Source organism: Deinococcus detaillensis (assembly GCF_007280555.1).
Classification (GTDB): Bacteria; Deinococcota; Deinococci; order Deinococcales; family Deinococcaceae; genus Deinococcus; species Deinococcus detaillensis.
On record NZ_VKDB01000006.1, the window covers coordinates 1 to 19444 of the forward strand.

19 protein-coding genes are annotated in these 19444 nt (G+C 59.7%); 15 read left to right on the forward strand and 4 right to left on the reverse strand.

Annotated elements, in window-relative coordinates:
- Positions 1 to 171: 171 nt before the first annotated feature.
- Both FNU79_RS07635 and FNU79_RS07640 read right to left on the reverse strand, forming a co-directional pair.
- Positions 172 to 864 carry a hypothetical protein gene (locus FNU79_RS07635; protein WP_143720290.1) on the reverse strand — a complete coding sequence of 231 codons (693 nt, stop codon included), beginning with the start codon at positions 862 to 864 and terminating at the stop codon, positions 172 to 174.
- Positions 864 to 1601 (reverse strand): phage holin family protein, encoded by a 738-nt coding sequence (locus FNU79_RS07640; protein ID WP_143720291.1) that lies wholly within the window; start codon positions 1599 to 1601, stop codon positions 864 to 866. The genes FNU79_RS07635 and FNU79_RS07640 overlap by 1 nt, the downstream gene beginning before the upstream one ends.
- Positions 1602 to 1725: 124 nt before the next feature.
- Here FNU79_RS07640 and FNU79_RS07645 point away from each other — a divergent pair, with 124 nt between their 5' ends.
- From FNU79_RS07645 to FNU79_RS07675, 7 genes are all read left to right on the forward strand, one after another.
- On the forward strand, positions 1726 to 2451 hold the full coding sequence (locus FNU79_RS07645; RefSeq protein ID WP_143720292.1) for a class I SAM-dependent methyltransferase: 726 nt from the start codon (positions 1726 to 1728) through the stop codon (positions 2449 to 2451).
- A 169-nt stretch (positions 2452 to 2620) separates the two neighbouring features.
- Positions 2621 to 3469 (forward strand): phytoene/squalene synthase family protein, encoded by an 849-nt coding sequence (locus tag FNU79_RS07650; RefSeq protein WP_404825776.1) that lies wholly within the window; start codon positions 2621 to 2623, stop codon positions 3467 to 3469.
- Positions 3470 to 3557: 88 nt separating this feature from the next.
- On the forward strand, positions 3558 to 5210 hold the full coding sequence (crtI, locus tag FNU79_RS07655; RefSeq protein ID WP_143720294.1) for a phytoene desaturase family protein: 1653 nt from the start codon (positions 3558 to 3560) through the stop codon (positions 5208 to 5210).
- Between the two features lie 29 nt (positions 5211 to 5239).
- A complete protein-coding gene (locus FNU79_RS07660) occupies positions 5240 to 5752 on the forward strand; it encodes a hypothetical protein (protein ID WP_143720295.1) in 513 nt (170 codons plus the stop codon).
- Positions 5753 to 6058: 306 nt separating this feature from the next.
- Positions 6059 to 6550, forward strand: coding sequence for a transcriptional regulator (locus tag FNU79_RS07665; protein ID WP_124868390.1), 492 nt, complete (start codon positions 6059 to 6061; stop codon positions 6548 to 6550).
- A 153-nt stretch (positions 6551 to 6703) separates the two neighbouring features.
- Positions 6704 to 7903, forward strand: a complete 1200-nt coding sequence (gene dxr / locus FNU79_RS07670) for a 1-deoxy-D-xylulose-5-phosphate reductoisomerase (RefSeq protein WP_143720296.1) — start codon at positions 6704 to 6706, stop codon at positions 7901 to 7903.
- A complete protein-coding gene (locus FNU79_RS07675) occupies positions 7900 to 9027 on the forward strand; it encodes a M50 family metallopeptidase (RefSeq protein ID WP_143720297.1) in 1128 nt (375 codons plus the stop codon). The genes dxr and FNU79_RS07675 overlap by 4 nt, the downstream gene beginning before the upstream one ends.
- 120 nt (positions 9028 to 9147) lie before the next feature.
- On the opposite strand, the gene FNU79_RS07680 is transcribed toward FNU79_RS07675, so the two are convergent.
- Positions 9148 to 9552, reverse strand: coding sequence for a DUF805 domain-containing protein (locus FNU79_RS07680; protein ID WP_143720298.1), 405 nt, complete (start codon positions 9550 to 9552; stop codon positions 9148 to 9150).
- Positions 9553 to 9686: 134 nt separating this feature from the next.
- Positions 9687 to 10604, reverse strand: a complete 918-nt coding sequence (fba, locus tag FNU79_RS07685; protein ID WP_143720299.1) for a class II fructose-1,6-bisphosphate aldolase — start codon at positions 10602 to 10604, stop codon at positions 9687 to 9689.
- Between the two features lie 305 nt (positions 10605 to 10909).
- On the opposite strand from fba, the gene FNU79_RS07690 reads away from it, so the two are divergent.
- From FNU79_RS07690 to clpB, 8 genes are all read left to right on the forward strand, one after another.
- Positions 10910 to 12094 (forward strand): aminotransferase-like domain-containing protein, encoded by a 1185-nt coding sequence (locus FNU79_RS07690; RefSeq protein ID WP_143720424.1) that lies wholly within the window; start codon positions 10910 to 10912, stop codon positions 12092 to 12094.
- A 141-nt stretch (positions 12095 to 12235) separates the two neighbouring features.
- Positions 12236 to 13075 carry an ImmA/IrrE family metallo-endopeptidase gene (locus tag FNU79_RS07695; protein WP_318636136.1) on the forward strand — a complete coding sequence of 280 codons (840 nt, stop codon included), beginning with the start codon at positions 12236 to 12238 and terminating at the stop codon, positions 13073 to 13075.
- A complete protein-coding gene (dgt, locus tag FNU79_RS07700) occupies positions 13072 to 14337 on the forward strand; it encodes a dGTP triphosphohydrolase (protein WP_143720300.1) in 1266 nt (421 codons plus the stop codon). Before FNU79_RS07695 ends, dgt begins: the two co-directional genes overlap by 4 nt.
- A gap of 101 nt (positions 14338 to 14438) precedes the next feature.
- Positions 14439 to 15065, forward strand: coding sequence for a TapB family protein (locus FNU79_RS07705; protein ID WP_143720301.1), 627 nt, complete (start codon positions 14439 to 14441; stop codon positions 15063 to 15065).
- 71 nt (positions 15066 to 15136) lie between these two features.
- Complete coding sequence (locus FNU79_RS07710) at positions 15137 to 15640, forward strand: peroxiredoxin (protein ID WP_143720302.1); 504 nt, start codon at positions 15137 to 15139, stop codon at positions 15638 to 15640.
- Position 15641: 1 nt separating this feature from the next.
- Positions 15642 to 16325, forward strand: coding sequence for a ribose 5-phosphate isomerase A (rpiA, locus tag FNU79_RS07715; protein WP_143720303.1), 684 nt, complete (start codon positions 15642 to 15644; stop codon positions 16323 to 16325).
- A 51-nt stretch (positions 16326 to 16376) separates the two neighbouring features.
- Complete coding sequence (locus FNU79_RS07720; protein WP_143720304.1) at positions 16377 to 16655, forward strand: hypothetical protein; 279 nt, start codon at positions 16377 to 16379, stop codon at positions 16653 to 16655.
- Positions 16656 to 16777: 122 nt separating this feature from the next.
- Complete coding sequence (clpB, locus tag FNU79_RS07725) at positions 16778 to 19336, forward strand: ATP-dependent chaperone ClpB (protein ID WP_143720305.1); 2559 nt, start codon at positions 16778 to 16780, stop codon at positions 19334 to 19336.
- The last annotated feature ends 108 nt before the right edge of the window (positions 19337 to 19444 follow it).

Below are 19444 nucleotides of genomic sequence, written 5' to 3' on the forward strand. Positions count from 1 at the left end.
CAGGACCCCCGTGAACCACTTCGGAAGGAGTGTCATGCCCAAGTTTGACAGGGGGAGCAGCTTGCTGCTCCCCCTGTCAATGGCCAAAGTCGAGCTTACGGATAAACCGTTTACTGTAAATAACAAAGCCGCCCACTTGAAGAGAAGAGCGGGCGGCTAGACAAGAAGAACTTACTTTTGCAGATTGGTTTTGGGAGCGTCGGGTGCTACTGGAGAAGTTGCAGCAGCCACCGGCTCAACTTTAACGTCTGTTCTGGCTTCCGAGATCACGCTGCCGAACTGATCGGCGTGGGCTTTTTCGGCGGGCACCCTAAAGTCGCGTACCGGCACGTCACGCGAGGCGTAAGCGATGTCTCTGGCGGCTTGCTGGGCGGGGGTGAGATGCAGATTGCCGCGCTCGTCCGCGTGGGCTTTTTCGGCTGGGGCGCGGAAATCGCGGATCACCACTTCTTTGCTGGCTTTGGGCGCTTTGGGAGATTTACCCGCGTCTCCAGCTTGCTGGGTCAGGTTTTGGGCCAACTCCTCCAGCTTGGGCGCGATCACCCGGTCTTGCAGCAGCTTGAAGGCCAGCGTGCCGAGGGTCGCCAGCAGCGCTCCGCCGATGCTCGACGCCGGGCCTTTGTGGCGGGCTTGGGCTTTTTCAAAGGCCTTGCGCTCTTTTTTGGAGAGCGTGTCGTCCACGTAAATTTTCTTGGTCTTATTAAACGAGCGCCCCAGCACCAAGCCCAGCACCGCGCCGACGCCGGTGGCGATGCCCAGCATCTTCAGCGGCTCTTTTTGCATCTGCACTTGCAAGCTGGCCTGCTGGCCGAGCCGGTCGACCGAGTCTTGCAGCCGCATCCGGGCTTCTTCGCGCTGGGTCATCAGTAACCTTCCTTTTTCATGTCGTCTTTGTAAGTGGGTTCAGTGCTGACGCTGATTCCAGCCGGAGCTGACTTGCTCTTATCCGGCACATGCGGCCCCGCGTCGTTGTTGCCGTGCTTCTGGTGCTGGGGATTATGGGCAACGGTACTGGACGCTGTACCGCTGCGCTCGGCAATGCTGCCTTCGCCTGCATTTTTGCCGGCGGCCAGCGGCGCAGTTGGCACGATGTCTTCTTTGCCGCCTCTGACGCCTTCGACTTTGGCTGCGCCGTGCAAATGCACTTCTTGTACGCGGCCGACTTGCTGGCCCTGCGGCACGCTGGCGCGGCCAGCCACGATGGTGTCGTCGTCACGGAGTTCGCCTGCTTGCTGGGTGTACGGCGTTTTGAGGTCGTAGCTCTCAGCGGTTTCGTCGTCCTTGACTTTGGCCGAGAGTCTGCCCAGCCCGATGACCACCAACAAGCCCGCCATGCCGAAGCTGGCCAGCGCGATAAACAGCGCGGCGGCCCAAGCCCCTAACCCCAAGCGCATCAAGCCGTAAAACAGCGCCAGAATAATAAAAATGAGGCCCAATGTTAGCGGTGCAGTGGCCGCCAGCAGCAGCACCACCCCGATGCCCTTGGCTTTGATTACGTCAGTGGCCCGCTTGGTCAGCACGCCCGCTTCGGTCTTGATTAAATTCACTGCGGCGTCAAAGACATCAATCAATGACCCGCCGAGACCTTTGTTCTGTTCCATGTTTACATCCTCCGTGCCAATGTTGATTTTGGTGCACCGACTTCAGCGTCACTTCAAATGCCGAGTTGGGTTCAGTCTGAAGGTGCAGCGCCTCCCGCCATCATCTGCCTAGCATAATGGCAGTATGTCTGGCTCTGGGCAACTTGAACAAAGCGTCATTGAAGGAACCGTAAACTTCTCGCCTGTGGGGAGCGCTCCGGCCCGCCCCACTTCACCGTCTGCCCGCACGCCTGCGCAGCGCAGCAACATGCTGGATCTGACCGCCCGGGGGTACGCGCTGTGGCGTGCCCACTCGCTGAGTCTGCTCACCGGCGGCCCGCTGCCGCTGACCCGCGAGGCCGAGTATTTCCTCTCGCTGTGCCGCCCACAAACGGGGCAGCAGTGGCTCGACGTGGGCACCAGCGCCGGATTTTACGCTGGGGTGTTGGCCCGCGCCGGAGCCGAGGTGCTGGCCTGCGACATCAGCCCCGCCATGCTGCGTGAAGCGGCCAGACGCGAGCCGGACTCGCGCATTCAGTACGCTCTCCTCAACGCGGAGCATACTGGACTCCCCGCCGAGAGTCTCGACGGCGTGAGCATCGGCGCGACCCTCAACGAAACGGCGTGTCCCCAGCAGATGTTCACCGAAGCCCAGCGCCTGCTGCGTCCCGGCGGGCAGTTGTGGGTGATGGCTTTGGGGCGCGACGGCACCGCCAAGCAGGCGCTGCTGAGTCGGCTGGGCGGCCTGAGCTTCCCTGATGAAGCTCAGCTTGACGCTTGGCTGCCGCAGATGCGCTGCGTGGACGGCTGGCGGCGCTCGAATGTGCTGTTTCGGCACTGGATCAAGTCAGATGGACAAGGCAGCCTCTAGGGCTGTAAGCATGAGCAAGTCTGTAAGCATAGGCGCTCTTTGCCGCCGGACTTTGCCTCTAGACTGCTCACCTAAGGAGGGGGACGTGAGAGAAAGCCTCAGCAGCGGCTGGACATCCAGTGGACGGACATCCAATGAACTCAGCAGCGCCTTAGAGCACTGCCGGACGCTGACCCGTCACCATTCCAAAACGTTTTACTTCGGTTCGCGTTTTTTTCCTTTGTCTCAGCGCCAAGCGGTCTGGGCGGTTTACGCCGCTTGCCGCCAGGGTGACGACATTGTCGATGAACCGGGCGGCGGCTCGGCGGTGCTGGAAGAATGGTGGGACGCCACACGCGCGGCGCTGAGCGGCTCGGGTTTTTCCGCGCAGCACGCCCACCCGGTCGGCAAAGCGCTCCGCTGGGCCGCTTCGCAGTACACCATCCCTGCCGAGGCCTTTTACGAGCTGTTTTTGGGCCTGCAAATGGACCTGAAGATGGACGCCAGCGGCCAACCGTGCGCCGACTTTGCCGACCTCGAACTGTATTGCCGCAGGGTCGCGGGCGTCATTGGTTTCATGATCGCGCCGATTTGCGGCTACAGTGGCGGAGAGCGCACGCTCGACTATGCGCTGCGGTTGGGTCAGGCCATGCAGCTCACCAACATTTTGCGCGATGTGGGCGAAGACCTTGAGCGGGGCCGGGTGTATCTGCCGCAAACCTTGCTCGACGAGTACGGCGTGACCCGTGCCATGTTGGAAGCCGGGCAAGTCACCCCGCCTTACCGCGCTTTGATGCGCTACCTGACCCAGCAGGCGCGGGCGTGGTACACCGAAGGCCGCGCTGGGCTGCCGTATCTGCACGGCTCAGGCCGCTTGGCGGTGACGGCCGCCGCCCGCGCTTACGAAGGCATTTTGGCCGACTTGGAAGCCAACGACTACGACAATTTCAGCCGCCGCGCCCATGTCAGCGGCCCGCGCAAACTGCTGATGCTGCCCGGCGCGTGGTGGGAAGTCAAATCGCAGCCCAAACTCGCCTAAGCAACTGGTTTTCCCCAAATCCACCCAAATACTCTGGCAGCCCAGCTTTCAACTGCGCTGACGGCTCACACGCCAGAAAGGAACTCTTATGTCCATTCCCACTCCTGTCAATCCCATCACGACTGCGCCTCCCCGCGAAGCGTTCAGCTCCCGCCGCAAAACTGCGCTGATTATCGGCAGCGGCATTGGCGGGTTGAGCCTCGGCATCCGCCTCCAGAGCCTCGGCTTCGACACCACCATTTTGGAGCGTATGGACGCCCCCGGCGGACGGGCCTATCAGCGCCGGGTCAACGGCTACGTCTTCGATATGGGGCCGACCGTGATTACCGTGCCTCACTTTATCGAGGAATTGTTTGCTCTCGAGCGTGACCGCGCCCACCTGTCTGAGCCGGACTTTCCCAACGAAAACAGCGCCGAGCCGCCTTCGCACGACCACACCGCCAAGTACGTCAAGCTGGTGCCGATTTCACCGTTTTACCGGATTTACTTCGACGACGGCACCTTCTTCGATTATGACGGCGATCCGGTACATACCCGTGAACAAATCGAAACGCTGGCTCCCGAAGATCTGAGCGGCTACGAGCAGTTCCAGCGCGACGCCAGAGCCATTTTTGAGCGCGGCTTTCTAGAACTCGGTTACACCCACTTCGGTGACATGCCCACCATGCTCAAAGTGGTGCCGGATCTGATGAAACTCGACGCTGTTCGCAGCCTGTTTTCATTCGTGCAGAAATACTTCAAGAACCCCAAGATGCAGCAGGTCTTTTCCTTCGAGACTTTGTTGATTGGCGGCAATCCACTGAGCGTGCCCGCCATCTACGCCATGATTCACTTTGTCGAAAAAACCTGGGGTATTCATTACGCGGTGGGCGGCACCGGCGCTCTGGTGCGCGGTATGGTGAAAAAGTTCGAGGAACTCGGCGGCACGTTGCGCTGTGAGGCGGGTGTCGGCGAAATCCTGACCGCCAAAGAAGGCCGGAAAACGGTGGCGCGTGGCGTGAGGTTGGAAGGCGGCGGCGAAGAACTCCACAGCGACATCGTGGTGAGCAACGGCGACTGGGCCAATACCTACCTCAAGCGGCTGGACAGCAAGGCCCGTAAGATCAACTCGGACACCCGCGTCAAGCTCGCGCCGCAGAGCATGAGCTTACTGGTGATCTATTTCGGCTTTCGCGATGACCCCGCCCGCCCGCTGAGTTTGCGCCATCACAACATCATTTTGGGGCCGCGCTACGAAGAACTGCTGCGCGAAATCTTCGGGCAAAAGGTGCTGGGCAAGGATTTCAGTCAGTACCTGCACGTGCCTACCCTCACCGATCCTGATCTCGCCCCGGCAGGCCACCACGCCGCCTATACGCTCGTTCCGGTGCCGAACAACGCCAGCGGAATCGATTGGGCGACGCAGGGCCCGCGCTTGGTGGACAAGGTTCTGGAAATGCTCGACGAGCGCGGCTACATTCCCAACCTGATGGGCCGCCTGACCCACCTCGACTACGTGACGCCGGACTACTTCGAGCAGACCCTCGACAGCTATCAAGGCAATGCCTTTGGCCTTGAGCCGCTGCTGGTTCAGTCGGCCTTCTTCCGGCCCCATAACCGCTCGGAAGACGTGACCCATTTGTATTTGGTCGGTGCCAGCGCCCAGCCCGGTGCGGGCACGCCCAGCGTGATGATGTCGGCCAAGATGACGGCCCGCTTGATTGCTGAGGATTTCGGTATCCATCCGTCCATCGCTGACTGAACCTTGGACGACTTGCTCGGGTCTAGGTCGTGAAACGCTTTTTAATCAAGTTGCTGCTGTCTGTTGTTGTTCTGTGGTGTTTTACCGGCTTGATCAAAAGTCAGATTACTCCTCAAGCTTCGCAAGAGATGCAAACGCTTGAAAGACTGACTCGGGACTTCTATCAACCCGGTAAGATAGAAGTCTATCAAACGAGCTGGAATGTGAATCACACCAAGCTGTGTGGCTCGCTCGATTACAAAGCGAAAGAGGCAGCACGGTTCAACCCCGAGTCGCAACAGGTCTTCAGAGACTCTTTCACTCCGTATGTTTCTCTTTCATGGAGGAGGGTGAGGGGTGGGATGAAGAATAAAGTCCTGCTCAACATTCACGACGCCGTGAATTTGAAGCGCAATCGCAGGGCCGTATTCTTCGTCACTGAAGACAAGAGAAATGTCTTCGCAACGGATATAAAAAGCTGGAGTTTTTGTTCCTTCCGATTGGTTAAGTCACTCACCTTACCGGAACCGGTCAAGGGAGGAGTACTCAAGTTCTCTTGGTAGAGGCCGCGCGTTCAGTAGCTTTTCGGTTGATCTGGACTGGGATGCACACCTCAACATTCAGGTTCACATGAAGGCTGAGATGACAACACACTGGAGACAAGTAGCGGCTGGGCGCGGCCCCAGCAAGCCCTTGACCAAAAAGAGTTGGGCTTTATCTCACCAGCCTCAAACGGTTTTATGTAAAAATAATAGAGTTGCGCCCAGCTCAAAAAACTGATGCAGGACATTTGAAGTACACCTTATTGAGCGCCGCACTGAACCCATTTGGAGAACCACACTATAGCGCACCTTGCCTCTGGAGGCTCAATGTTTAACCCACCTACCGTCGAAGACCTGCAAGAAACCCGCCGCGCCAACGAAAAATTGGTGCTGGCCGCGCTGGACAGCAAACCAGAGTGGGTCGAGACGGAACTCGCCAAAACCACCAGCTTGGCACTCTCGCACCTGCGTGCGGCGCTGGCCAGCTTGCTCGATCAAGGCCGGGTGCGCCGTTTGCCCGGTACCGGCACCCGCGCCGTGTACGGTCTGGCCGATCCGGGTCTCGCCGACGTGCCCGCCACCCCGCTGACGGCGGACGCCAAGAAAATCCGTGACTACCTCGAAGGCCGCGCCGACAGCGCCCTGCACATGGCCGATCAGCTCCGCATGACCCGCGAAGACATTATGGTGGCCCTGAGTTTGCTCAACGCCCACAAGCAGATCACCTGCACCTTTGTCGGCAGTCTGGTGGTCTTCCGTCTGCGCGAGGCCCAGGCCTTGATCGACCAAAAAGACAACAAGAAAAAGCAAGTGGCTTAAAGCCTCCTGCGCTTTTCTGAGCGGCTCTCCCTATCTGGGCGGGCCGCTTTTTTTGGCTGAGGAGCAATGCCGCGACACCTCCTTTTCGCATGAGCGGCCTTTCGTCACATCCGCGCCCATCCAGACCCGGCAAATGCGGCAGACTGAGCGGCAATGCGTTTAACCATCCTCGGCTCAACTGGTTCTATCGGCACGCAAACGCTGGACGTGGCCCGTGAACGTGGCGACACGCTGGCGGCGCTGGCAGCGGGCAAAAACCTCGACCTTCTCGAAGCCCAAGTCCGCGAATTCAGGCCGGAGCTGGTCAGCGTGGACGAAGCGGTGCTCAGCGAAGCCAGACAGCGCTTCGGCTCGCTCGTCCGCGTGATCGCCGACGAAAGCGAAGTGGCCGTTCAAACGGCGGAGGTCTGCGTCAATGCCATGAGCGGCCTCAAAGGACTCGCGCCTACCCGCGCCGCGCTGGAAGCGGGCAGGGCGGTGGCGCTGGCGACCAAAGAAGCCATGGTGATTAGTCACCACCTGATCTGGGAAGCGGCCGAGCGCGGCGGTGGGCGGATCGTGCCGGTGGACTCCGAGCACACCGGCATTTATCAAGCGCTGGCGGGCGAAAACATGGATGACGTGGCCGAGCTGATTCTCACGGCGTCGGGCGGCCCGTTTCGGCAAGGCCCCGCCGACCTGAGCCACATCACTCCGGCCCAGGCGCTCAAGCACCCGTCGTGGAGCATGGGCCGCAAAATCACCATTGATTCGGCCACTCTCTTTAACAAGGGGCTCGAAGTCATGGAAGCCGCCAGCTTGTACGGCGTGCCGGTGGAAAAGGTGGGCGTGCTGGTGCATCCGCAGAGCATCGTTCACGCCCTGGTGCGCTTTTGCGACGGCAGTCTCAAAGCCCAGCTCGGCCCCACCGACATGCGACTCTCTATTGCTTACGCCATCGACGCTGCGCCCAGCGGAATGCGTGGCCCCGGTGATGTGCGTGGGACGCGGCGTAGGGGAGAGGTCGCGGGTCATCTCGGCTTTCATTTGACGGGTCAGCTCGAATTTACCGACCCCGACTTGGAGCGTTTTCCCTGTCTGGCACTGGCTTACCGGGCGGGCGCGGCGGGCGGCTTACTTCCCACTGCTCTCAACGCCGCCGATGAAGTGGCGGTGGAGGCCTTTTTGAATGGGCAGCTCAGTTTCTTGGGGATCGCCCGCGTCCTCGAAACTGTGCTGGACGAAACCCCCAATGGAACACTGACTTGGGACGCCCTCGCCGAAACCGATGCTTGGGCGCGGCGGCGAACGGGCGAACTGATTCACTCCGGAACACTGAACAACCGAACATTGAACCCAGAGGTCAACCTATGAATTTCTTGCAAGGCATCGCCTCGGCCCTCACGCCCGCTGGACTGATCTGGACACTGCTCATTATTACTGTTGCCACCTTTTTGCATGAGCTGGCACACTACGCCCTCGCCCGCTGGCAGGGCGTCAAGGTCAATTCGTTTTCTATCGGCATGGGGCCAGTGCTGATCAAGCAGATGTGGCGCGGCACTGAGTGGCGGCTGAGCTTGCTGCCCATCGGCGGCTATGTGGAAATTGACGGCATGGCCCCCGACCTAGAGGACGGCACGGCCCGTGCGCCGACGCGGGGATTTGCGGCGCTCAGTCCGCTCGGTAAAATTGCAGTGTTGCTGGCCGGGCCGGTCATGAATTTGCTGGTGGCGTTTTTGATCATCACCGCCACCCTCAGCGCCAACGGCCTGACCACCCCGATCGAGAATCAAATCACCATTTCGCAGGTTCTGCCCGACTCGAAGGCCGAGGAGCTGGGCCTCAAAGCGGGCGACACCATCACTGCTATTGACGGCTCAGCCTTGCCGCAAAGCTACCGTGAGGCCGGTCAAGACAAACCCGGCTGGCAGCGCCTCGCCTCGGTGCTGGGCGTCAGCGGAGCGCATCGCCTCACCGTCGAGCGCAGTGGGCAGACTTTGCAGGTGCCGTTTGACTGGACGGCCAAAGTCGGCGGCGTGCAGCAAAAGCTGGGCGTGGCGTATGGGCCGGGCCAAAAGGTCACGCCGCTGAGTTTGCCGGGGGCCGCCGTACAGTCCGGCAAAGTGCTGGTGGGTGCTGTGCCGCAGGTGCTCAACGCCTTTAAGAACTTGTTCGTCCGTTTCTTTACTCTCAACCTCAAAACTGATGAAGGAGTGGTCGGGCCGGTTGGCACCGTGCAGGTGGTGTCGCAGGCGGCCAGTCTCGGCGGGTGGACGCTGCTGGGCATCGCGGCGGCGATCAACCTCAGTCTCGGCTTTTTCAACTTGCTGCCGATTCCTGGCTTGGACGGCGGTCGCATTTTGCTGGTCTTGGTCGGCGTGCTGCGGGGCCGTCCCCTGACGTTCGCGCAGGAGCAGGCGGTCACAGTGGCAGGCTTCGGGCTGGTCATGTTGCTAACGGTGTTTGTGCTGGTGCGCGATTTGGTGCGCTTTTTTTGAGCAGTTGATTCTCGGCTGACAGCTAAACTCACCAAAAATCCGCGTGCTGGGAGAAACATTCCTCGCACGCGGATTTTCGTAAGTGGCCCTGAAAAGATCTTGAGCTTCTTTTGGTGGAGCTCAGTAGCTCATATTGGGGTAAGTGGTGAACGATTTTGGATTGTCTCCCCACTTGTTGCTGCCTGGTTGGCTATCTTGCAAAGTGAAGACGAACAAAACGATTCCGCCCACTAGAGGAATGAGGCCGATGAACAACCACCATGCGCTGTAGCCTGCATCGTGGAGACGGCGAAAACCTAATGCTAAGACGGGGATATATAGTGCTATGCCGTAGATAGCTGTCAGAACCGTATACCCTTGACCATCATTCGTATAAGTTCCCAGGGAAAGGTTGATAGCAACGTCCAAACCGACAAACAAAAACGCGAACAGAGTGTAGAAGAGCTGAAACATCCAGTACTCTCTGCGTCTTGCCCGTCCGGTGAATGTCGCGTACTTCTTGAATACACCCAAAAATTCGTTCATCAGCTCTCCTTCTGCCCTGCTACTACGGCACGTGAGAGCTTTCCACGAATATTCTCACCTCAATCTTACTTAGGACGTGCTTTCAATAAAAAAGGCCGTCCCCGAAGAGACGGCCTTCACGATTTGGTGCTGGCTTAAGCTTTGCCGACGCTGCCCAGCACCCGCATTTTGTGCTCGATGACTTGGCTCATCACTTCGCGGGCGGGGCCAAAGATTTTGCGGGGATCGAATTCTTTGGGGTTGGCGTGCAGCACTTCTCTAATGCCCACCGTGCTGGCGAGGCGCAAATCGGTGTCCACATTCACCTTGGCGATGCCGTGCTGGCAGGCTTGGCGCAAATCGTCGTCGTCGATGCCCGCCGCTTCGCCGATGTCGCCGCCCGCTGCCCGGAAACGCGCAATGATGTCGGCTGGCACGCCACTGGAGCCGTGCGCCACCAAAGGAATGCTGGTCATCTCACCGATTTTGGCGATGCGGGCCTGATCGATGTAGGGGCGGCCTTTGCCTTTGAAAGCCCCGTGCGAAGTGCCGATGGCAATGGCAAGGTAATCGGTGCCCGTCTGCTCGATGAACTGCACCGCTTCTTCGGGGTCGGTCAGGAAGGCGTCTTTTTCGTCCACAATGATGTTTTCTTCGATGCCGCCGAGCCTGCCGAGTTCGGATTCCACCGAGATGCCCATGGCGTGTGCGGCTTCCACGACGCGGCGGGTTTCGGCCATGTTGTCTTCAAAGTTGTGGTGCGAGGCGTCGATCATCACCGAGGTAAAGCCCATCCGAATGGCGTTGAGGGCGCTGGCGTAGCTGCTGCCATGATCGAGGTGCAGGGCCACCGGCACGCTGGCGCGGTTGGCGAGGTCTTTGACGATGTTGGCCAAATCTTGCCCGCCGTACTTGATAGCCCCTTCGCTCATCTGCACGATCACAGGCGAGCGCAGCTTCTCGGCGGTGTGAATAATCGCTTGGGTGATTTCCATGTTGTTGGTGTTGAAAGCGCCGACGCCGTATTTGCCAGCGCGGGCGGGCACCAAAATAGCTGAACCGGTAACGAGCATGTGTGTTTCCTCCTGAAAGAAAGCGGGGGGTGAGCCAAAGGTTGCGCCCAACACCATAGCAAGTGCGGCGCTTGAGGTTGGCAAATGATATAGGCGGCTCCAATCCGCTAGACAGTCCGAGATAACCGGAAGCAGGCAAGGACGGCGGTTTGGCCTTCTCAGGCGACGGGGGAGTACCATGCAGCATGACGACTCTTGATACTCCAGCCAGCGATCAAGCGCAGCAGCAAACCCAGCAACAAGTCAAGGCCGCCCTCTGGAACGACGCTTTTTGGAAGTCGCGTTTGAGTGACCGCGCCCAGAGCATGACCGCCAGCGCCATCCGCGAAATTCTGAAAATCACCCAAGAACCCAGCGTGATTTCGTTCGCGGGCGGCCTCCCCGCACCGGAGCTGTTTCCGATGGAAGCCATCAAGCGGGCCTTTGACACGGTCATGGAAAAGTACGGCCCCGCTTCGATGCAGTATTCCACCACCGAAGGCCACCTGCCGCTGCGCGAGTGGATTGCCGGTCAGCAGGGTGTTCCTGCTGACCGAGTGCAGATCATGACCGGCAGCCAGCAGGGTCTGGATTTGCTCGGCAAAGTGCTGATCTCCGAGGGCGACGTGGTGCTGGTCGAGAGCCCGACCTATCTGGGGGCCTTGCAGAGCTTTCAGCCGTATCTGCCGCGCTACGTGGAAATGCCCACCGACGAGCACGGCATCGATATAGACGCGCTTGAGGCCCTGCTCAAAACCACCAAGGCCAAGCTGCTTTACGCCGTGCCGAATTTCCAGAATCCGACGGGCCGCAGCCTCAGCTTGGAGCGCCGCGAACGCCTCGTCGAACTGACCAATCAGCACGGCGTCATCGTGATTGAAGATGATCCTTACGGCAAACTGCGCTTTACCGGCGTAGAGCTGCCGAGTTTGTACCACATTGCGCTGCGCAACGCTGGCGGCGATCACGATAAAGTCAATGTCATTTATTCGTCTAGCTTTTCCAAGACGTTGGTGCCGGGTCTGCGCGACGCTTGGGTGCAGGCGGCCATGCCGATCATTCAAAAGCTGATTCAAGCCAAACAGGGCGCTGATCTTCATACGCCGACCCTCAATCAAATGATCGTGGCCGAGTTGGTTGAAGACACCTTGCCCAAGCAAATTGAAATCGTCAAAAAAGCGTATGGCGAACGGGCCAAGTATATGCTTTCGCAAATTGACCAGCATTTTCCGGAGGGCGCACACTACACCGTGCCGGAAGGCGGAATGTTTTTGTGGATAACATTGCCTGAAAGCGTAAACACGGTCACTTTACTGAGTGAGGCCGTCAAACGCAAAGTCGCCTACGTGCCGGGCAGTCCCTTCTTTGCCCTCGGCGGCGGCGAAAACACCTTGCGCCTGAGCTATTCCAGCGCCAACCCTGAGCAGATCGAGCGCGGCATGAAAGCGTTGGGCGAGACTTTCGCAGAAGCGCTATCGAAGGAGAAGGAAGTGACGCGCAGTCGGCGGTGAGGGGTTAAAAAGCTCTCTGGCCAAAACCCGCAACAACCCAAGAGCTCGGCCCACTTTGAACAGAGAAGTGGGCCGAGTTTGTTGCTGTTTGGTCTTCCTACTGACTTCTGACTGCTCTCCTTCCTGTATCCTGCGGTCACTGTGAGCGACACGGCCAGCCAGTCAAATGCGGATCAGCCCGCTTCTCCTCTTCCCGGAGGAGGCGACTTCAAGGCCCGGATGCGGCTGCTGGCCCGTCATTACGCTGCCGGGCTGCCCGCGCTGGATACCCACAGCCTCATGGACGGCGCACTCCTGCAAGCGGCGGGGGTGCGGCTGGAGTTCATGCCGATGGGCGAGCGCGACGGGGCTTACGACCCCGAAAACAAAGTTGTGCTCATCAACTCGCTCTCGCGCCCAGAGCGGCAACGCTTCACGCTGGCCCACGAGATCAGCCACGCGCTGCTGCTGAGTGACGATGACCTGCTCAGCGACCTACACGACCAATATGACGGCGAGCGGCTGGAAATGATGATCGAGACGCTGTGCAACGTGGGCGCGGCGGGCATTTTGATTTCGGACACGCTGATGAACGATGTCCTGACGCGCTTTGGCCCCAGCGGGCGGGCGCTTCACGAGTTGGTCAGGCGGGCCGATGTCAGCGGCAGCGCGGCGCTCTACGCCTTACTGGAAGCGGCCAGTGGGCAAATTCTTTTGGTGGTGTGCGCCGTTACGGGGCGCGGCGAGGCCAAGCAGCTTACGGTCAGGGCCAGCGGCGCAACCGAAAGCGTCAAATACCCGCTGAGGCCCGGCACGCCGATTCCCGACGAGCATCCCATTCAAATTGCCCTGGAAACGGGCCTAGAGATCAGCGCCAAAAGCTACGTGCCGTTTCGTTCGGGGCGCAAGATGCCCGCTTGGGTGGACGTGTATCCAGACGGCAACGGGCGGCGGGTGTTCGCCAGCTTCAACCTTGATCCGGCGCGTTTCGGCAGCGAGTGATCCAGCGGCAGTTAGATGGCGACAGCTGGACGGCGCGGCGCGGCCCACAAACCCCCGCTGAGCACAGCCTGACCAGCCAAGACCCCGACGGTGAAGACCACGCCCGCGTCATCCACAGTTACGCTTTTCGCCGCCTGCAAGGCAAAACGCAGGTGCTGGGCATTTTTGGCGCGGAGAGCGGCGACTTTTACCGCACCCGCCTGACCCACAGCTTAGAAGTGGCTGAATTGGGCAGTGCGATGCTGGGTCAGTTGCAGCGCCGCGCCGCCGTGCAGGGTGCCGACTGGGCCGCTGTATTGCCCAGCCGCACCTTGCTGGCCAATATCTGCCTCGCCCACGACCTCGGTCACCCGCCCTTCGGTCACGCGGGGGAGCGCACCTTGGACGCGGCCATGCGCGGGCTGGGCGTCCCTGATCTGGGCGGTTTTGAAGCCAACGGACAAACGCTGCGTCTGCTGAGTCACCTCGAAATTGGGCCGGAACAAGGCGACTACGGCCTCAACCTGACCCGCCGGGCGCTGCTGGGGGTGCTGAAATATCCAGTGGCTTATTCGGCAGCCGTCCACTCCGGCGCTCGCCCGCCCAAGTGCTACCTCGACACCGAACAAAAGGTGGTCGACTGGATTTTGGCTCCGCTGAGCGAGTCGGGCCGCGCCGCTTTCACCGCGCTGGGTGGGCGCGAGCGCAGCTTCGATTGCCGCTTGATGGAACTGGCCGACGACGCAGCCTACGGCGTCTACGACTTGGAAGACGGCGTGAACCTTCACTTGCTGGAGCGCGGCGCTTGGGACGCTCTGGCCGCCCAGATGCCTGAACTCAGCCAAGTGTCGCAGCTCCCCAGTTGGGCCGATCTGGTTTTCAGCGCTGACGAGGCCGAGCGCAAACGCGGCGTCGCGGCCCTTTCGCGGGCGCTCGTGACCGGCATAGACATTAGGTGGCAGGGCCGCTTTGACGAGCCGCTGCTGGATTTGTGGGCTGCCTTCACGCCCGCAGCTACCGCCTTGCAGCGCTTCCTGACCCGCTTGGTGTGGGAACAGGTCATCGACACCCCGCAGGTGCGCGGGCCGGAAGCTGGGGCGTGCCAGCAGCTTCTGGCACTGTTTGAAGCGGCCCAAGCCGAGCCGCTGCGCTGGTTGGGAGCCGAGTCGCGCCGGCGGTTGGCCGGAGCTGAAGGCGCGGCGGAGCGGGCGAGGGTGGTCTGCGATTACGTGGCGGGCATGACCGATCTTTTCGCGCTGCGGCAAGCTGGGCGGCTGGGCTGAGAAGGCGGTGAGGGGCAAGTTTTCCCATATCTCACCCCCAATGAATCCGTCATCAGTTCTATCTGACCGCTTCCTCACCGCCAGCCCTTAAGATGCTTGCTATGCTCCGCTTTGCCTTTGCTCTGTTGCCTTTTCTGGCACTCCCTGCCTTAGCCGATCCCTGCGACAGCGGCATCAAGCCGATGCAGCCCAACTGGGTCTGGACTTACCGCGACACCGACAAAGACGGCGTGGAATTTTATGAAATGCGCCGCGTCCTGACGGCCAGTGGCTACACCGACACCTACACCACCTCCGGTAAGCCGCCCGCGCCGCAAAGTTTCAAGTGTGACAACGGCGCACAGATCAATATCACCGCGCCCAGTATCGGCGGAGCTGAAATCACCAAACTGGTGGTCACGGGAGTCAGTTTTCCTGCGCCTGCCAATTGGAAAACCGGCTACGCTTGGCAGTACGTGATGAACTTACAGGGCCGTAAATCCGGATTTAATGCCAAGGCCGCCATTACCTTTGATTACCGCATCGTGGGCCGCGAAAAAATCAGCGTGGCCGCCGGAACCTTTGACGCGTGGAAAGTGGAGATGAACGGCAACGTGGACGCTCGCGTGGCCGTGCTGCCGATTCGCCAGAAGTTTTCCGAAACGCAGTGGATCGCTGAGGGCGTCGGTATTGTCAAGATCGTGCGGGCCAACAGCAGCTCGGAACTCGCCTCACTTAAAAAGCAGTGACCCAGAGACCAAGCTGAGCAGCACTGAATGAAGAACCGGGGCAGGCCTGCTCCAGGTGTTAGCTTAAGCGCATGACACAACCCGACGCTGCTCCTGAAATGCCCAAACTCAAACCCGGCGACGCCTTTCCCGCTTTCAGCTTGCCCGACGCCCATAACCAACTGCACAGCCTCAGCGACTCGGCGGGTCAGTATCTGGTGCTGTACGTCTACCCCAAAGACAACACCCCCGGCTGCACCAAAGAAGCCTGCGATTTCCGCGACAACATGGCCCTTAAGCAGCACGGCGCACAGGTGCTGGGCCTCAGTATGGACGACGCCGAGAGCCACGCCTCTTTTGCCGCCGAACACAGCTTGCCGTTTGCGCTGCTGTCCGATCCCAGCGCCGAGTTTCTCAAATCGGTCGGCGCTTACGGCACCAAAAACATGTACGGCAAAGTTTCGCAGGGCGTCAAGCGCACCACCTTTTTGATCGGCCCAGACGGAAGACTCGTTAAGGCCTGGTACGCCGTCAGCGTGGACGGTCACTCGGACGCGGTCGTCAAGGCCATCGAAGCCGACCAAGCGCGGGCCTGAGATGTCACCCGACTTGGAAGTTCTCAAAAAAGAAGCTGCCATCCGCGCTGTTTCGCTGATTGAAAGCGGAATGCATCTGGGCCTTGGTACTGGCAGCACCGCCAAGTACGCCATAGAAGAACTGGGCCGCAAAGTGGCGGCGGGCGAGCTGTCGAATCTGACCTGCGTGGCGACCAGTCAGGCCAGTGACACGCTGGCCCGCTCGCTGGGGCTGGACGTTGGGCCGCTGACGCCGCAAGCGTTTGACATTGCCATAGACGGAGCCGACGAAATCGCGCCCAGCTTAGATTTGATCAAGGGCCTCGGCGGAGCGCTGGTGCGTGAAAAGCTGGTGGAAGTCCAAGCCAAGCGCCTGATTATCATTGCCGATCACACCAAACTGGTGCAGGCTTTGGGCCAAAAAGCGCCGCTGCCGATTGAAGTGTTGCCGTTTGGCGTAGACAGCACGCTGGAGCGCCTTAAAGGGTTGGGCGCGGTGGGCGAGTTGCGCCGTCAATCGGGTGAGCTGTACATCACCGACAATGGCAATTTGATTTTCGACGCCCGCTTTGCTGGGCAAGACTTGGCGGGGTTGGAACGCACTCTCAAAGGCACTTTAGGCGTGGTGGAAACTGGACTTTTCCTCAATATGGCTGAGCGTGCGTTCGTGGCCGCGCCGGAGGGCGTGCGTGAGGTGGTGCGTTAAGTAAGTCTCAATCTTATTCACTCCCGTTTGGTAAACGCTTCACAATGGGTCATGGACGTTCAAACCCAGATTGACCAAACACCCTTTCCGGACGGCACTCAAGTCAGCAGCTACGAGGAAATGGAAGGCCGCGTGTTCCGAATTCGCCAGCGCTTAGGCGAAGTGCGCCGAGGTTTGGAGATTTTGTTGACCGACGAAGCTGCCCAACGGTACGGCGAAGAACCGATGGTTGCCACCGTGTTGCAGCAGCTTCAAAAGCATGCCGAAACAGGCCTCCCGGTGTTGGAAGCGGGCAAGGAATACGAGCGTTTGGTGTTTGTGGGCGACTGAAGAAAGGGGTGAAATGAGCATCGGGGGTTGCTCCTCTCACGCTCAAGCTCTCCCATAATACTCAATAAACTTGACACAACTGCACTCAAGTCCGATAATAAGGGGACTTGAGGAGGTTGCCCTTGAACCCCGAACACTTCACAGAATCATCGGTACAGGCTGTCGCTGAAGCGCAAAAGCAAGCTCAGGCGGCGGGCCACCAGACCATGACGACTTGGCATGTGCTCTCAGCGCTACTGGACAACGATGTGGCTTCCCGGCTCCTGACCCAAGCGGGGGGGGACATAACTGCCGTGCGCCGAGACTTGGAACGCGAACTGGGTAAGTTGCCCCGCGTGCAAGGCGGCGAGGGACAGACGTACCTCGATCCTGCTCTGGCCCGCGCTTTTACCAAAGCCCACGACATTGCCAAAAGCATGGGCGACAGCTTCGTGGCTCCCGACGCGCTGTTCATGGCGCTCAGGGGCGAGATCAAAAATCAGGTTCTTCCCAGCGCCGCCCAACTGACAGCGGCGGCGACGGCGGGCCGCAAAGGAAAAACTGTGACCAATAAGACCAGCGATCAGCAATTTGAAGCGCTCGAAAAATACGGCACCGATTTGACCCAGCGGGCCAGGGACGGCAAATTCGACCCGGTGATTGGCCGCGACGAGGAAATTCGCCGCGCCATGCAGATTCTGCTGCGCCGCACCAAAAACAATCCTGTACTGATCGGTGAACCGGGCGTCGGCAAAACCGCCATTGCTGAGGGTTTGGCCATGCGAATCGTTAAAGGCGACGTGCCGGAAGGGCTGAAAAACAAAAAGATCATCGGTCTCGATATGGGCAGTCTGCTGGCGGGCGCAAAGTTCAGGGGCGAATTTGAAGAGCGTTTGCGCGGCGTGATTGACGAAGTGGTGGCCTCGGCAGGCGAGATTATTTTGTTCGTCGATGAGCTGCACACTATCGTGGGCGCGGGCAAGACCGAGGGCAGCCCCGACGCGGGCAATATGCTCAAGCCCGCACTCGCACGCGGTGAACTGCACCTGATCGGCGCGACGACGCTGGACGAGTACCGTGAAATTGAAAAAGACCCCGCCTTGGAGCGCCGTTTCCAGCCGGTGTTTGTCAATGAACCGAGTGTAGAAGACACCATTTCGATTTTGCGCGGCATTAAAGAGCGGTATCAAGTTCACCACAACGTAGAAATTACTGATCCTGCTCTGGTGGCGGCGGCGCAGCTGTCTCACCGTTATATTGCGGATCGTCAGTTGCCCGATAAAGCCATTGACCTTATAGACGAGTCGGCGGCCCGCTTAAGAATGGCGCTTGAATCAAGTCCAGAGCGGATCGACCAATTAGACCGCCGCAAACTGCAACTAGAAATTGAGCGTGAAGCCCTCAAGCGCGAGAAAGATCAGGATTCACAAAACCGCCTCCTCGATATTGAAGCGCAGCTGGGAACCATCACCGACGAGCTGACTGAAGTGCGGGGCCGCTGGGAAGCTGAGCGCGGCGAAATTGCCCAGCTCCGTGAAAAGCGTGAATCGCTGGACGCTGTGCGAACTGACATTGAGCGGGCACGCCGCGACTACGACCTTCAAAAAGCCGCCGAGTTGGAATACGGTACGCTGCCGCAGCTCGAAAAAGACGTGCAGGAGCTGGAACGCAAGCTCAAAGGCGCGGAATTTGCCCACATGGAAGTTACTGAGGACGACATTGCCGCCGTGGTCAGCCGCTGGACAGGCATTCCGGTCAGCAAGCTGATGGAAGGTGAGCGCGAGAAACTGCTCAAGCTGGAAGAAGAACTTCACCAGCACGTCATCGGCCAAGACCGGGCCATCGTCAGCGTGTCGGACGCCATTCGCCGCTCGCGGGCAGGCCTCAGCGACCCCAACCGGCCCATTGGCAGCTTTATGTTCCTGGGGCCAACCGGCGTGGGCAAAACCGAGCTGGCCAAGGCATTGGCCGAGTATTTGTTCGACTCACCCGATTCGATGGTGCGGCTGGACATGTCCGAGTACATGGAGAAATTCAGCGTGCAGCGCCTGATCGGAGCGCCTCCCGGTTACGTGGGCTACGAGGAAGGCGGCCAGCTCACCGAAGCCGTGCGCCGCCGCCCATATGCCGTGCTGCTGTTTGACGAAATCGAAAAGGCCCACCCCGACGTGTTTAACGTGCTGCTGCAAGTGCTCGACGATGGCCGCCTGACCGATGGGCAAGGCCGCACGGTGGACTTTCGCAACACCCTGATTATCATGACCAGCAACACCGGCTCGCCGCTGATTCTGGAAATGCAGGCACGGGGCGACGACGCCGAAGACATCCGCGACGCCGTGATGGGCGCACTCCAGCAAAATTTCCGCCCGGAGTTTCTCAACCGCGTGGACGATATCATCGTGTTCGACGCGCTGACGCCCACCGATCTGCGCCGCATCGTGGAAATTCAGTTGGGTGGCCTGCGCCGCCGCCTCGCTGAGCGCCGCGTGAGTCTTAATCTGACCTCCGCCGCCCTCGACAAGTTGGCCCATGACGGCTATGACCCGGCTTTCGGCGCTCGGCCCCTCAAACGGGTGATTGCCAGCCAGATTGAAACGCCGCTGGCCAAAGAAATTCTGGCCGGACAAGTGCCGGACAACAGCAGCCTGAATATCGATTATGACGGCGAGCGCTTTGGGTTTAAGGTGGGGTCACTCAACTGAAGTTTTGAAATTCAATCAACAAACGCCGTCCCACATTCGGGACGGCGTTTGTTATGTTGCTCAGATACAGTTTTCGTTTTGGTGCCGATCCTCCGTAAAAGTGGCCCC